We start from the raw sequence: 15,525 nt of genomic DNA, 5'->3' as shown, positions 1-15,525 counted from the left end.
TTTGCAACATGCTAGTATCAACAAGCAAAAACAATTAGTCATTAATCGCTAAACGAATATCTATGAAACATCTTATCATCACCCTTGCGCTATCGTGGGGTACCCTGGCTGTGTTTGGACAAAAACAAGAACGCAGTCCACTCGCAAAAGATCTACAGATAAAAATTGCATTACAGGCAGCCCCGGCAGACCAACGCGAAGGCGCCAAAGTATTGGGTTATAACGAAAAAGGCGAGTTTATCACCTTACAGGAAGGCACCGCCACCAATAACCTGATCTGCCTTGCACCGGATTACAAATCTTCCGTTTTATATGCCTATGCCTATCCAAAAAGTTTGGATCCTTTTATGGCCCGCGGGCGCGAACTGATCGCCGAAGGCAAACGCAAACAACGCGATGAAATCCGCGAAGCCGAACACAAAGCAGGCAAATTACCGATCCCGCAGACACCAACCATACTGTACGGCTATTGGGGACCATTGGCCAAACTAAACAACACAACCGGAGAAATCGAAGGTGCACAGCGACGTTATGTGATCTATGTTCCTTATGCAAAAGCAGCCGATATCGGCTTGTCAAGCAAACCGGGTTTACCTGGAATTCCCTGGTTAATGGACGAGGGATCTTACAAAGCACACATCATGATTAACCCCGAAAATATGGGACATGGCCATGGAAAATAACGAACCAGCGTTGATACGGCAAAGATCTATCCTATTCTTTGCCCTATTGACCTTATCAGCATCAACAACTACGTTCGCCGCTACAACCACCAACACAAAACCGTTGACTGAACGCTCTTTTCAGGACGGCGATATCCGCGGCATAATCACAGAGAAAAGCACCGGCAAGGTACTCAAAGGAGCTACTGTACAAATCAGGGAGCTGGGTCTTTACGCCAAAACCGATGAAAACGGTCACTTTACGTTCGACCGCACTCCGAGCGGACAATACACTCTTGTTGTCAGCTACCTTGGGATGCTGACCGTAGAGCAGACCGTGACTGCCAGCAAACAGCCTATTGCAATAGCATTGGCCGAAAACTCCATTGCCCTGGCAGACGTTGTGGTGGTTGGTCAGGAAAACCGAAAAGAAGGTGCTACCTCGACCATCATCAACCGCAAGGCCATTGAACATATGCAGGCGACCAACCTGGGTGAAGTCCTACAGTTGCTACCCGGTGGAATGACAACGAATCCGAGTTTCACCAACGTCAATAAAACCGGCATACGGAATGTAGGCAATAGCAACCAAACCAACCGTTCTTCGGATTATATGAGCTCCCTGGGTACTTCGCTTATCATTAACGGGGCACCCACGTCCAACAATGCCAATTTGCAGTCTTTGGGTTCTGCGGCAATATTAAACGGTACTTCTGGATCCAGCGGTTCAATCGGCAGCTTTTCCACTTCCCAGGGTTTAGGTGCCGATATGCGGCAGTACACAGCCGATAATGTCGAATCCGTTGAAGTCATCCGCGGCATTGCTGGGGTCGAATATGGCGACATGACCTCGGGCGCCATTATCGTGCAGACAAAAGCTGGAAAAGAAGACCTGCAGATCAAAGGACGGATAAACCCGAAGCTTACCCAATTCTGGGCTGGTCAGGGTTTTGATCTCGGAAAAAACAAGGGAACTTTATTTGTCGACCTTGACTACACCCGGGCCAATGACAAGCAGACATCGACCTATGCCGCCTATAACCGGGTAACGGGATCTGCACAATACAGCAAAACCTTTGGTCAGGAAAAACCATTGTATACCAATACCTATTTCTCCTTTGGTAGCAACCTGGATAATGTCAAAATTGATCCCGATGCCAATGCTGTTCCGCAGCTCAACAAGTCGCAGGAATACAGCTACCGCTTTTCGACCAATGGAAAATGGAAGGTCAATAAGGCCCTGGCCCGACAGTTAAACTATACCGTGTCATTGAATTATTCGCTTCAGAAATCATACATGGAAAATGCTGGAACTGCTGGTATTTCAGCTGTGGGAAGCTCGTATACCGATGGTACATTTGAAGCCCCCTATCTACCTGCAAGCTATATCAATAAAGCCTGGGTAGAGGGAAAACCGATCAATTTATTTGCCAAGATATCGGATGAGTTTTATGCCAAAACAGGCCTTTTTACACACCGCATCCTTGTCGGTACAGATTACCGAATGGATGCCAACAGTGGAAACGGAAAGACCTTTGACCCCAACTTCCCCTACCGCACCAATAACCTGAACGGATACCGTGCGCGAGCCTACAAAGATATACCCGCACTGAATCAGCTCGGTGCCTATGCCGAGGACCGTATGACGGCCCGATTTGGAAAGCGGGAACTGGCTATACAGGCCGGTGTGCGGATGGATCAGCTACAGCCTTTCAGTGGCGACGGCAAAACCGCTGTGTCGCCACGGATCAATGTGAGCTACGACCTCCTGCCCGCCTTTACCCTACGCGGAGGCTATGGCATCGCCACCAAGGCACCTACCTTGAACATGCTGTATCCCGAAAATGCCTATTTCGATGTTTTCAGCTTAAACTATTACAAGCAGGATCCCAACGAGGCACTAGCACTCCTGACCACACGCGTCTATGAAACAGGTAACGATCAGCTCAAGCTGGCCAAATCCTATAAAAAAGAATTGGGTATCGACTGGAAAGTTGGCAAAGGTCAGCGTTTGAGCATTACCGCTTATCACGATAAGATCGACAATGCCTACGACTACATGACCACCTTGAATAGCTTGCAGTATGCGCTTATTCCGACGTATACCGTACAGCAGGAAGTAGCGGGCGGAAAACCGATTTTGAGTGATGTTGTGACCAATACCCCTTATGTATTTACCTATGCCACACCTAACAACGGCAGGCAGATCATCAACAAGGGGGCCGAATTTGATTTTGATATGGGGCGCTTCGACGCTATCCGCACTTCTTTTCAGCTCACCGGAGCCTATCAGTCGACCAAATCAACCACCACGATACCTTATATCCTTGCTCAGGAGGTGCCCAATAAAACGATGACACGCGTCGGTGTATTTGCGCCACGCGGGACCGACAGCGAGCGACTCATGACCACTTTAAGGACCATACACCATATTCCAGAACTACGGTTTATCCTGACCCTGACAGCACAGACCATCTGGATCGATAAGGAGCGTAATGTCGACTACTCCAGCCTGCCGATCGGTTATATCCCTGTAGGATCCGACAAACCCATGGACATCGTCTATTTTTCAGAGGCAGAGCGCCAGCAGATCACCTCGGCCGACCGCGATATTTACCTCAGTCTCAGCGACGCAACCTTCCGCACCGAAAGCTGGAAACCACTCTGGCTGTTCAACATGAAATTGACCAAGGAGTTTGCCAAAAATATGGGCTTCTCGTTCTATGCCAACAACTTCATCAACAACAGACCGTTGGTACGGAGTACACGCAATCCCGAACAGTTCACAAAACGAAATATTGATATCTTTTTTGGAACCGAACTGTCTATTAAATTCTAAAAAAAATGAAGAAAATCAATTGTTATCTCTACCTGGTTGCGTTGCTCTGTTTATTGAGTGGCTGCCGCAAAGATTTTGCGACGGTCAATACGCTTTCCTATACCCTGGCTGTCCACTACCCCAGCAATTATATTGAATCTTTTGCTGCGAATGCTACGGTAACCCTTAAAAACACATTTACAGGTCAACAGTCCCAATTGACCACCAATGCAAAGGGCGAAGTCGATCTGCAGGATATTATACCTGGTATCTACACCGTAACGGTAAGCCGGGAGGTGACCGAAGAGGAAAGCATCAGCATCAGTGGACGCCTGGGCAAAGCATTTTTGAATGCCTCCATCCCCTCCCTGCGTATTCAGGAATCCGGAAAGACAGACATTCAGCTGAGTGGCGGGGCCATCGGTGGATTTGTCATCAAGGAATTTTACTATACCGGTAGCCGCACCCCAAATAATTCGTCTTATTTATACGATGGTTTTGTGGAAATCTACAACAACTCGACCGACACCCTATACGCCGGCGGAATCTCCTTTGGAGCAACAAAAGCAGGTTCAACAGTAGCCACCAAATTTATCGAAGATCAACAAAATGTATACCTTGCATCCCTATGGACCATTCCGGGTATTGCAGGTGTAGATCACCCCGTCGCACCGGGCAAATCCATTGTCATTGCTGTCGATGGAATTAATCATAAGACAGATCCAAAAGGCAATCCCAATGCACCCACAGATTTAGGGACAGGAATTGCCGATTTTGAGACCTATTTTAATCCGCCCGGAAATTCCAACGATACCGACTCGCCAGACGTACCCAACGTAACGCTGATCTATAGCTCATCGTTGACTGTTTTTGACTGGCTACCTGGCGTCAACGGCTCTGGACTTGTTATCCTTTCGCCCGACGACTATGCCAGCTACGAAACTGTTACCGAACCCGGAGCAACTGCTTCAACACGTTATGTGAAAGTTGCCGCAGACAAAGTTATCGACGGCGTGGATTGCGTTGCCAACAGCACCATTACACTGGACAAAAAGCGTTTACCACTCACGATTGATGCTGGAGTAGCCTTTGTTGGCGGCGGAGCCGGCACCGGAAAATCGGTTATCCGGAAAGTAAGGGAAGAAATCAATGGCATCAAAGTACTGATGGACACCAACAATTCCTCCAGCGACTTTACGATAAACGATACCCCTAGTCCCAAAAGTTATTCCAAATAAGCAGGCGCATCATGAACATAAAATATATTTTTTCCCTGGCATTTACAGCCTCTTTCATGCAGCTGCAAGCACAGGAAAATCCGAATATCAGCTACTCCAAAGAAAAGGAAAGCCTGTTAAAACTCAAAAGCAGCGCTTTACTGAGGGAGCTCGACCTACCGGCTGTGGGAAACACCACTTTAGGCTACTTCTATGAAGGCGGAGATTTTAGACATCCATTTACAGGCAAATCGAAACAGGGACTCAATTTTTCGACAGAGAAATTTCAGCGTTCCGGCGACTGGACGCTCTATGGTCGCTTTGACTTTACCACATTGAAAGAGAAGGAGCTGGCCTATGCTTCCCTTGTGAATCCATTTACCGACAATCCCTATCAGCTAGTCGACTCACTAAAGGGCGACTGGAATAAGCAGTTTTATACAATGGGCCTCAAAGTAGCGAGCCCCAGCTTTGCCGGTGGCCACATGCGTGCCGGCCTCGACCTCTCCTATCAGGTTGCTACGGGAGCGCGACAAATGGATCCACGTTCCCTGGATACGGAAAATAAAATCCAGCTAGCCCCAAATATTTCCTACAAAATCAGCAAGCGGCATCAGCTTGGGATTGCAGCCATTTATAATTATCAGAAAAATGATCTGAATCTGGTACGTGCCAACGGAAGTCAACAATACAACGTCTATAAACTTCTGGGCTTAGCCGAATACCTCGGGGCATCACCTTTCATTATGACGGCAGATATGGAACGCAGCTATCTTGCGCATGCGTATGGCAGCGAACTCAGCTTTCGTTATACCGCCGATCAGTTCAGCTGGTTGCTGTCCGGAAGCTACCTTCGTCATGAGGAAAAGGCCACCGACGGCAGCACCTATCCGATGAAGGCTGGCAAACATCAATACGATCAGTACACGGTATTATCGGCCATTGATTTAAAACGTGGCGATTACAACCATCACTTCGATTTAAACCTGCTGTATTGTGATATTTCCAATACCGAATACCAGCAATTGCAGCGAACAGACGACCGCAGTTATGAAACTATTTTTGAAGGCAGCTTGAATACAGCACTACGCAGCCAGGCTACTTTGGGGTATATATTGGCCAAAGAAACCAGCGCCTATCGCTCCGACTGGTTTGCCAAGGCCACCGTAAGTTATTCCGGCTGGGACAACCGCTATGCCCTACCGCAGGGAAAAGAAATCGTCGACCGCATGGATATCGGCATCCGCTTTAACAAAGCCCTGTCGCGGTGGGTCTTTGATGTGGCATCCAACTACAATTTTGGCGTAAAAAACGAATGGAGTTATACAGATAAAAGCTATTCGAGCAATTTTGTTGCAAACAGCATTGCCCTGCCTATCTACCAGTATTTAACACGCGATCGGGTAGTCAATGCCCTGAGCATACAATACCGGCTTGCCTACTTCGGAAAGAAAAGCAATCAACTTTATCTGAAGGGATCGGGCAGCCTGGAAACAGCGCTGTCTACACCTGGTGGATATGGTGACAACGGAAAATCCCGTTACTCGGCTAGCTTATCCCTAGGCCTACTGACGTTCTGATGAAGATCTTCAGCAATGGAGATCTTCAGCAAGATTACCTAAAAACCTTCTTATTGCGGAGCCCAAATCTAGTGCTCCGCAATTTTAATGTATTCAACTAGACGATTGAAGAACTTAAATTACAAATTACCGCGAAAGAGGAAATCGCTGTTATCGAACGAACAAAAGTTTTGAGCAGATAAGTTTAAGCCGGCCCACTATTCAGGGCCGCAGAAATTTGCTAAATCCCAGGTTAGGGACCTTCGGTCGCTGATAGAAAAGATGCCTTGAAACCTCTTATGGCCAAGAGATTAAGAACAACCCCTTCGTCACGTCTTAATGTCCGGATGGTAATGGTGCATAGTTTATCCTGAAGATCTGCCGAAATGTATTTTAGATCAGCAATATGCCGGCTAAGGTAATTGATCAGTTCAGTGCGTTTGGTGAGCACCTGAGCCGAAACAGAAAAGGTCAGTAAGTAATATTTCATATTCCGTATAAGTTTTTAATAATTGCGTATTCCGAAATTAAAGCCAGATTTTTCCTATTATCGGCCCTATGTTCGCTAAACTGTCGTAAATATAAAAATTTCTGACCATTACACAACAATAGTCAGAAGTTAAAAAGTGTTATTATGGCCATTTTTTGCTTCCAGCAATCGCCAGCATAATTTAACTGTAAAGAAGTAATAAGTCTGTTTTTCACCATTTCGAAAGGATGGGAAAACGGAGCCATATTGATTATCTACCACTCAAGGGTTTTGGCAAAAACGTCGATCTGCGGAGTGCCAAGGTTAATATCACTAAGGCCAGTACGGAGAATAAATGGCCCCAAAAGTTCCAGGGCCTTGATTATTTTACGATCCTTTTCCAGCGCTGTGAGGTTGTCGCCACCAACGACTTCAAAATCAGGCGAAATAGAGGATTTATAAACTTTTAAATTCCTGTCCACCACATAATCTGTTGACAAGTTAATGCCCGCATGATCATTTATTTTAAACCCCTGCACCGCGGTTGTATAATTTGCGGTCTTTTCCCCTACAATAAACGTATTTTTCCGTCCAATAAAGGATATGGCGACCATTTCACCCGCACTTGCCGTATAGCAGCTGGTCAAAACAACCAATGGAATATCATTTGCAATCGGATAAATCAATGCTGACTTTCTGTCCAGCATATTTCCATCTATCAGCAACTTTCCCGCCTTAATTTCCCATTCGCCAGTAGATTGATTACCTGCATCCCTAAAACCTCCAAAGTGGACATTGTTTCCGATAAACTCTTGCAGTCCGAGTAATATCGGATACATATTTCCTCCGGTATTTAATCTCAAGTCTATAATCCAGCCTTTAATTTCTGCGGAATTGATCCGATTGATATGTGCCACAATATCATCAGCGATACTATCGACTTTTTTAAATGCAAAATCGCTGTTTCCAACTATTCGGAGATATCCTACTTTATGATCAATCAACTCACTAAACGTACACTTTTCCCTGTTAAGCCTATTTTTCAGATAAACATTGGTTATTATATTAGGATGATTCCATCCGTAGGTTTTTCCTTTATATTTAAGACCGCCATGATAATCGTTGAGCTGCCTAAATACGGCTTCATATAATATTGCGGCTTCATCAATCGAGTTTAAATTTTGGGCTTTATTGTATAGTTCACGTTTAATAACCTCAAGTTTTTCTTTATGAATTGAATTGGCAGATATAAGTTCAATGGATTTATCAACAAATGATTTTACATTGTCATTTTTAAACGTTTGCGAAAACGCATATCTCGAAGAAAATAAAAATAATAACAATAAAAGCAATCTGGTCATCATGGAATTTTTGTAGCGTTTGATGGGATTCATTCAGCGATTAAATTTACGGATAATTCACTAGTTTGCCGAATTAAAAAAGGATATACCTTAATCATCCGCACATATTACTACACAATAAACTTCTTTATACTCATCATATAACTCAAATGCAGACCTTCATGATAATTATTCCATTTGAAGGCATCATACATTGACGTCAGATGGAAGCCCGTTCCGGTTGTGCGTTCCCGATAGGTCACAAACTTTTTGTTGTTAAAATCACAGATGGTAGGTTCAATCAGCTCGAGGAGCAATCTTTTCAGCAGATCTGCTTCCCGCTGCGATACCGCTGCTGCGGGCCTTGTTCCGGATTGATAGCTGTTGAAGATTTCGTTAGGGATATTCCCCTTTACCTCAGATCCGATATAGATTAATTTATGCTCTGTGGCAATGATGTGCCCGATATTCCAGATCAGGTTGTTGCTGAAGCCGTCAGGAATGCGATTGAGCGGTTCTAAAGAATAGTTTCCAAAGATTTGAGGTAAGCCAACCGGCTCGTTTTCTATGGGCGAAAGAGTGATTCCATGTCTTGAAATTTTTATACGATCAAACAGCGACGGCTCCTTAACCCAATTTCCGCCAAAAATTGAGAAAACCGTCGCATGCCGTATACTCCAGATCAAAATTACAGGGAATCTCTTCCCAACCGCTCCAATAGGAAACCACACGGGTACCAATAGGCAGTAGCGCAAGCCGATTCCGCAGACACTCGGTATATGCATGATAAAGTTTTGGATCAGGCTGTATCGCGTAATCAATTGGACTTGATGTATCTATATTTTCATAAAAGGAGTTATAGAAATAAAACGCGTCATAGTCTGAAAAACAAATCTCGTCAATATTGGCATGAATAAACGCTACATTCTGCACCTGATGTTTCTCGGCCAACCCTTTGGAAAGCTCCACCAGTGATTCGCGCTGTTCCACACCATAAAACATTCCATTGGTACAAGAAGCTCCTACAAGGCAGAATTTTCCTGCTCCGGCACCAATATCCAGCACTTTGTCCATCGGAGATTGAACCAGGTACTCTGCAGCCATTTTTGCGACATGAACAGGTGTCCAGTGGCGTTCAGCCAATTTTTTTATTTTGGACGGGTATATATCATTAAATAAACTGTCATCAACATCAATATTCGATCGAAGAGCTTTAAAAATCATTCGTTTTCACCTATTTAATCTTTCGTACTGCATGTACAAACCATTGAAAATAAAACCCCTAGATCATTGCCATCCGAACAACAATATGTGGGGCAAAAATAAAGTCTAGTAATGCGCTAAGGTAAGGGTTTAAAAATAGAAAGGCAAAAGAGTTGAGCATTAATCCAACGAGATAAACTTTCTAATGCTCATCATATACCCCAAATGCAGGCCTTCATGAAAGTTATTCCATTCGAAGGCATCGTAAATCGAAGTGAGATGGAAGCCCGTTCCGGTTGTGCGTTCCTGATAGGTCACAAACTTTTTGTTGTTAAAATCACGGATGGTCGGTTCAATCTGATCGAGCAGCAATCTTTTCAGCAGATCCGCTTCCTGTTGGGATACCGCTGCTGAGGGCCTTGTTCCGGACTGATAGCTGTTGAAGATTTGATCAGGGATATGTCCTTCTAGCTCTGATCCGATATAGATTAATTTATGCTGTGTGGCAATGATGTGACCGATATTCCAGATCAGGTTGTTGCTGAAGCCATCAGGAATGCGATTGAGCTGTTCCAAAGAATAGTTTTCAAAGAATTTAAGGTAAGCCATCCGGCTCGTTTTCCATGCGCGAAAGAGTGATTCCATGTCCTGTTAACTGTCTGTGTTTTGTGAACAAAAATAAGCTGAATCTTTAAAACTGTCAAAGCTTATTTACGGCAATCGGATGCTTTACAGCAATTTCTTACGAGAGCACCCATAGACGCTGATTCTTTTTTTATTGAACTTTTTGATTCGAGTATTGTTCAATTTGAAAGGAAATGGTTCAATTCTTAAAGAAAAAAGTATGAAAGCACAAATCGGACTCGTTATCACGGCAGTTGCCGGAGCGGCACTGCTCGTATACAGACGCTGGAAACAACGTTCTGTACAGGAATCAACAGAACAAACAGATCGCAAAGAGACGGGCAATCTCACGAACCCACCTTCTTGGTACCGCCCGCTTAAAATGCCCGAGATCGACAGCATGGATATTGTATCATTGCAATATGCCCCCGTCAGGGTATCTCCCGACAGAAATGATGCGGCGCAAGGGATCAACAAACACATTTCGTATTACCATAAAGGAAATAGACATCAATAAGGCAGTGATTCGGAAATATTTGCAGTATAAGCGATTTCGACAGCTGAAAAAGTGCCCAAGGTCAGTATACAGCGCTGAACCGCGACAATAAATGCCCGCAGTTCCGCGTTCCAGTTACATCGGTTCAGTCAGATCAAAAATAGGTGTCCTGATATCATTTGCACTGATTATATTTTCTTATATTTTCAGCAGGGATTTATACGGGTTTTGAATTTAGACATGCCAAAATCCGCTTCAATTTCAAAATTATCGACTAAATTGGGACACCTTAATTAATATGGGAGTTTAAAATATATGAAAAAAAATGCTTCCGGCATCAACAATTCAAAGCAACGTATTGAAAACAAGAACAATGATCTAGATCTTTATCTAAAAGCATTGAATTCTGCCTATTCGGGTATTATAATTACAGACAATCTGCAGTATGATAATCCCATCATTTATTGCAATAAAGCTTTCGAAACCATCAGTGGTTATGCCCACGATGAAATTATTGGCCACAACTGCAGATTTTTACAGGCTCAGGACCGTTCGCAAGCCGAACGTAAGATTATCAAAGAAGCTATTGAGCGTGGCGAAGAATGTAAGATTGAAATCCGAAATTATCGCAAGGATGGAACGCTTTTTTGGAACGAACTTTTTATTTCACCAGTGAAGAATGAAGAAGGTCAGGTAACTCATTTTATTGGTGTTCAAAATGATATCAGTGATCGAAAAAAAGCGGAGCATGATCTTCGGGAAGAGAAGTCCCATGTGGAGCTCAAAATACAGCAAAGAACCAAAGAACTTCAAGATAAAGAAAGCTTTCTGTCCAGTATTATTGAAACAGTACGAGAAAGTCTCTTGGTACTCGATGCCAATTACATCGTCCTGAGCGCCAATAGACATTTTCTAAACTCGTTTAAAGTCACCACAGAAGAAACGGTAGGAAAACTATTATTTGACCTTGGTAATCAGCAGTGGGATATTTCTTCGTTAAAAGAGATGCTCACTCAGATATTGCCCACCAATAACCCGGTTATCGATTATGAGGTAGACCATATCTTTCCTCATATTGGTCGAAAAGTCATGCTGCTAAACGCTTATCGTGTTGAATTCGAGGGCCAGTACAAAGACCGGATCCTGATTGCCATCGAAGATATCACAGAAAAGAAAGAGCAGGATCGGCGTAAAGATGATTTCCTGTCGATTGCGAGCCACGAACTTAAGACACCGCTCACAACAATTAAAGGTCTCTTCCAGATCTTGCAGCGATTGAGTGCTGAAAACACCGATCCAAAGTATGTCTCAACTTTAGATAAAATCACAGCTTATATCGATCGCTTGAATCTGTTGATTTCAAAACTCTTAGATACGTCTAAGATTCAATCTGGCAATCTTGAATTGCACATGGACCCTTTTGAGATCGATAAGACCATTCAAGATGCCGTTGAAAGCATGCGATTGGCGGCACCTGATTCTGACATCCTCCTTATAGGAAATACAGGTAGTATCGTCGAGGGCGACGAGCTTCAGATTATCCAAGTGCTGAACAATCTGCTATCGAATGCAATTAAATATTCACCCGAGTCGAAAAAAGTTGAAGTTAGTATCCACAGGGTAGCCAACTTTGTTAAAATCTCGGTACGTGATTATGGCATGGGCATAAACTATCAGGATAGACAAAAAATTTTCGAACGATTTTTTCGTGTCAGCCATATACAGAAAAAGTTTCCGGGTTTAGGCATTGGGCTCTATGTTTCGCATGAGATTATCTTACACCACAAAGGAACACTGTGGGTCGAAAGCGAGCCGGGAGAAGGATCCACATTTAATTTTACATTACCCATTGTAATCAACAAATAAAGAATATGCAGCCTAAAAAGATAATGATCTGTGATGATGACCGAGGAATACTCGAGATGCTGGAGCTTTTTTTAGAACTAGAAGGATTTAATGTCATATGCGAAATAAATAGCACGCACCTGACAAAGCAATTAATTTCGCATAAGCCAGACCTCTTGCTGCTGGACCTCTGGATGCCAATAATTTCAGGTGACCAGCTGATTAAAATTATCCGCAGCACACCCGAAATCAAAGAAACGCCTATCATCGTACTATCGGCAAGCGTCGATGGACCAGAAATAGCAGGGAACTTAGGAGCAAATGGCTTTATCGCAAAACCCTTTGATTTAACCGATATAACTGATAAAATTAATAGCATACTGAAAAACTAGCCGGCAAGTACACGCTGACTAGGCACACATAAAAGCACTTTTTAAAAAAGTGCTTTTATGCAGCTGATGTGATCATTCAAAGCTAAACGCTTACGCTTGGCCCAATTTATCCACAAGGAGTAATAGGTCGTCCAGTTCAAATGGTTTGGCCAAAAAAGCGTCGGCTCCACACGCAGAAGCTATCTGCTTCCCACGCGAACTCGCAGACATCATGATCACCGGAATATTTTGATGTTTTTCCGAACTTCGGAGTTCCCGAAGGATATCGCCACCTGACAACCATGGCATTTCAATATCCAATAGTATAATATCAGGGTCAATTTCTTCGATAGATGCAATAAGTTCTATGCTTTTCGACACTAAATAAACGTCTCTAAATTCATTCTTTAGCGCCAGCTCCAAAACGTTAAGGATGGTGGCATCATCATCACAAACAACAATTTTCTTTTTCATTTTTTGATTGTTTAAAAACACCGCAATGATTGAAAAATATGGTCTTATAGAGGATTTAAAATATAGACCTAAGCTGGGCAGATAGTTGGTTACCAAACCGTTTATATAATCTTTCTTTGAGATTTTACAAGATAGACAATTTATTGGATAAAAATCTACTCTCGGTCGTTTAAGATACTAAATGCATACGATCTGGTTCTGGTACATCTTTGAAGACGACTGAAAATGAAGTGCCGACATCTAATTCGCTTTCTACGTGAATAGCTGCGTTGAGCTTACTCGCAATTTGTTTAACAATGGAAAGGCCAACCCCCGAACCCTCAAAGCCTTCTGTATTGGACATTCGGCTAAAGATTTCAAAAATTTTGTCACCATCCTTCAAATCAATTCCGATTCCATTATCCTTGATATCATACCGGACCGTATTTCCCTGCCGCATGCTCTCAACGGACACTTGGGGGTTTTGCCTCTTACTGCTGTATTTTATGGCATTGCCAACAAGGTTCAGAAATAATTGATAGATCAATGTTCTCTCCCCCAATATAGGCAGTATTTCACCCATTATAAATTCTAAATGCGGGACTTGGTATTGCTGTTTGCAATTTTCAACGATATTGACAATCTTGGACTTTGGATTAATTGGTTCGAACTCAAAGTCTACATGATTTACCTTTGACATTTGGTAGACTCTATCCATCATATCCCGCATCAATTGCGTCCCCTCCAAGATATTTTTCATTGACTTTGCAAGCAATTCCTCAGAGATGTCTTTTTTATGGAGCAACATTTGTGCAGTGAGCTGTATCGTCGTCAGCGGATTTTTAAGATCATGGGTCAGCGTGTAGCCAAAAGTATCAAGCGCATTATTAGAGCGCACCAGTTTCTTGTTCAATTCATCAATCTCTCCCCCGCGCTGTGCTACCGCTTGTTGTATAATCTGTGTAATATTTTCGATAAAAGCGAGTTCTGAAGATTGCCATTTTTCGGCTTTGCCTTTTGTAATTTTTTTCCATGCCTCGAAAGAAGAACGTGGCGAAGGAAAGGTAATTTTTCTATCTTCGTCAACCTGCATCACTTTTTCCGGCTTCCCTGCCCAAGTCTCTTCTATTAGACGTTCTTTCCTAAAGACATATAAGTACCAGTTATTTGCGGGCAGAATACTGATTCGTAGTACACCAGGATACATTTCAACATCTTCGGAAGGACCATCGCACTTAAATCTATCAGTCACAAAAAACTCTGCAGTGGCTATTTTTTCATCAATTTCTCGGAGCATTTTTTTATCAGGCACCTCACCCACCATCATGATCGCGCGATCACGTTTAATGATTAGCCCCTGCCCATTCATTACCTCCATAATACGCACGGCATATTTTTCCAACACGTCATACAAGTCGCGCTTGACCAACAAATCACTTTTTAGATCATGCTTCAGCTGCGATAGATTTTTCTGAACTTTCACCTGTTTCTTCTGAAAATCTGCCAGATAATTGTTTACAGCGTATTGTGTAAGAAAGGTACATAGATGGCGTTGTGAAAGATCGACGTGCATTGGCTCCCGATTCTGACAGGCTACAAGCCCCCAAAGCTCATCATCTACGATAATGCTAAAACTTGCACTCGCCTTTACGCCGGCATTTTTAAGGTATTGTAAATGCATGGGTGAAAGCGCCCGAAGGCTGCAGCGTGTAAGATCGAGATCATCGGCACTCCGCCCCATCAGCGGAATCGCTTCCTCATCGACATCTGCCGTATGGCGTGCATGAAAAATACGGTAAAGTTCACGTGCCTGTGCAGGAATATCGAATTCCGGATACCGGTAATTCATCAACGATTCCAGATCAGCACTCTTGCTCTCTGCAATAACTTGTCCACTATTATCTTCCAAAAAGCGATACACCATTACTCGATCATAGTGAATAATGTCCTTAATCAATTCAGTCAATGCCTGCCAGCAAGAGTTGCCGCTACTTCGGTCATCTAAATGCTTGGCATAATAATATAATTTGGTCGTTTTGACAGCATGCGGATTGCAGGCCTCTATTTCAAGAAAAGTTTTGCCATCAAACCGATAGAGACTTAAAAAATAGTCGTTTTGATGAATAGTTACACGGTCGGAATACCTAGAAAACATGCTGTCTGAAACAGCCTTTTCAACGTTTTGTCCTCGAAGTTCAAATGAAGGAACTATCCGATGAAGAACATCATCTACCGTCATGCCCAGCATTGCGGAGTATTCTTCACCTGCAATAGCTGCACAGTTTTCGCTTACCCCGATACACTTATCGTCTTCGAAGATAAATAAATACCCAAAAGACTGTATATTTCCACACAGGTGAATTTTTTCCTCATGACAATTGATTTCACGCATAAAGCTGCTTATATATTAATAAAATATGGTAAAATCAACAGTGCTATTCTCCATCAACGCTATCATATGTTTACTA

The 15,525-nt window shown here is 43.3% G+C and carries 14 protein-coding genes; 7 read left to right on the top strand and 7 right to left on the bottom strand.

Annotated features, from left to right (window positions below; all coding sequences use genetic code 11):
* Positions 1 to 62: 62 nt before the first annotated feature.
* From K2F45_RS11945 to K2F45_RS11930, 4 genes are read left to right on the top strand one after another with little or no spacing between them, the layout of a single operon-like run.
* Positions 63 to 683 (top strand): hypothetical protein, encoded by a 621-nt coding sequence (locus K2F45_RS11945; protein ID WP_075992394.1) that lies wholly within the window; start codon positions 63 to 65, stop codon positions 681 to 683.
* Positions 673 to 3,501 (top strand): TonB-dependent receptor, encoded by a 2,829-nt coding sequence (locus K2F45_RS11940; RefSeq protein ID WP_248933687.1) that lies wholly within the window; start codon positions 673 to 675, stop codon positions 3,499 to 3,501. Before K2F45_RS11945 ends, K2F45_RS11940 begins: the two co-directional genes overlap by 11 nt.
* Before the next feature lie 5 nt (positions 3,502 to 3,506).
* A complete protein-coding gene (locus K2F45_RS11935) occupies positions 3,507 to 4,718 on the top strand; it encodes a DUF4876 domain-containing protein (RefSeq protein WP_248933686.1) in 1,212 nt (403 codons plus the stop codon).
* 11 nt (positions 4,719 to 4,729) lie between these two features.
* Complete coding sequence (locus tag K2F45_RS11930; protein WP_248933685.1) at positions 4,730 to 6,277, top strand: DUF6850 family outer membrane beta-barrel protein; 1,548 nt, start codon at positions 4,730 to 4,732, stop codon at positions 6,275 to 6,277.
* Between the two features lie 232 nt (positions 6,278 to 6,509).
* Here the strand turns inward: K2F45_RS11930 and K2F45_RS11925 are convergent, their stop codons facing one another.
* The 5 genes from K2F45_RS11925 to K2F45_RS11905 form a co-directional block, all read right to left on the bottom strand.
* On the bottom strand, positions 6,510 to 6,746 hold the full coding sequence (locus K2F45_RS11925) for a hypothetical protein (RefSeq protein WP_046676052.1): 237 nt from the start codon (positions 6,744 to 6,746) through the stop codon (positions 6,510 to 6,512).
* Positions 6,747 to 7,000: 254 nt separating this feature from the next.
* Positions 7,001 to 8,089, bottom strand: coding sequence for a S41 family peptidase (locus K2F45_RS11920; RefSeq protein ID WP_248933684.1), 1,089 nt, complete (start codon positions 8,087 to 8,089; stop codon positions 7,001 to 7,003).
* A gap of 107 nt (positions 8,090 to 8,196) precedes the next feature.
* On the bottom strand, positions 8,197 to 8,751 hold the full coding sequence (locus K2F45_RS11915; RefSeq protein ID WP_248933683.1) for a DinB family protein: 555 nt from the start codon (positions 8,749 to 8,751) through the stop codon (positions 8,197 to 8,199).
* Entirely contained in the window at positions 8,693 to 9,289 is a 597-nt protein-coding gene (locus K2F45_RS11910) for a methyltransferase domain-containing protein (protein ID WP_248933682.1), read from the bottom strand. Before K2F45_RS11910 ends, K2F45_RS11915 begins: the two co-directional genes overlap by 59 nt.
* A 159-nt stretch (positions 9,290 to 9,448) precedes the next feature.
* The gene (locus tag K2F45_RS11905) at positions 9,449 to 9,913 is read right to left on the bottom strand and encodes a DinB family protein (protein ID WP_248933681.1); all 465 of its coding nucleotides are present in this window, start codon (positions 9,911 to 9,913) and stop codon (positions 9,449 to 9,451) included.
* 199 nt (positions 9,914 to 10,112) lie between these two features.
* On the opposite strand from K2F45_RS11905, the gene K2F45_RS11900 reads away from it, so the two are divergent.
* From K2F45_RS11900 to K2F45_RS11890, 3 genes are all read left to right on the top strand, one after another.
* Entirely contained in the window at positions 10,113 to 10,409 is a 297-nt protein-coding gene (locus tag K2F45_RS11900; RefSeq protein ID WP_248933680.1) for a hypothetical protein, read from the top strand.
* Positions 10,410 to 10,703: 294 nt separating this feature from the next.
* On the top strand, positions 10,704 to 12,254 hold the full coding sequence (locus tag K2F45_RS11895) for a PAS domain-containing sensor histidine kinase (RefSeq protein ID WP_248933679.1): 1,551 nt from the start codon (positions 10,704 to 10,706) through the stop codon (positions 12,252 to 12,254).
* A 5-nt stretch (positions 12,255 to 12,259) separates the two neighbouring features.
* The gene (locus K2F45_RS11890) at positions 12,260 to 12,625 is read left to right on the top strand and encodes a response regulator (protein ID WP_248933678.1); all 366 of its coding nucleotides are present in this window, start codon (positions 12,260 to 12,262) and stop codon (positions 12,623 to 12,625) included.
* A 90-nt stretch (positions 12,626 to 12,715) separates the two neighbouring features.
* Here the strand turns inward: K2F45_RS11890 and K2F45_RS11885 are convergent, their stop codons facing one another.
* Both K2F45_RS11885 and K2F45_RS11880 read right to left on the bottom strand, forming a co-directional pair.
* A complete protein-coding gene (locus tag K2F45_RS11885; RefSeq protein ID WP_248933677.1) occupies positions 12,716 to 13,078 on the bottom strand; it encodes a response regulator in 363 nt (120 codons plus the stop codon).
* A 169-nt stretch (positions 13,079 to 13,247) separates the two neighbouring features.
* Complete coding sequence (locus K2F45_RS11880; protein ID WP_248933676.1) at positions 13,248 to 15,449, bottom strand: ATP-binding protein; 2,202 nt, start codon at positions 15,447 to 15,449, stop codon at positions 13,248 to 13,250.
* Positions 15,450 to 15,525: the final 76 nt, after the last annotated feature.

This window comes from Sphingobacterium siyangense, assembly GCF_023277505.1.
Classification (GTDB): domain Bacteria; phylum Bacteroidota; class Bacteroidia; order Sphingobacteriales; family Sphingobacteriaceae; genus Sphingobacterium; species Sphingobacterium siyangense.
This window is presented reverse-complemented; position numbering and strand designations above follow the sequence as displayed.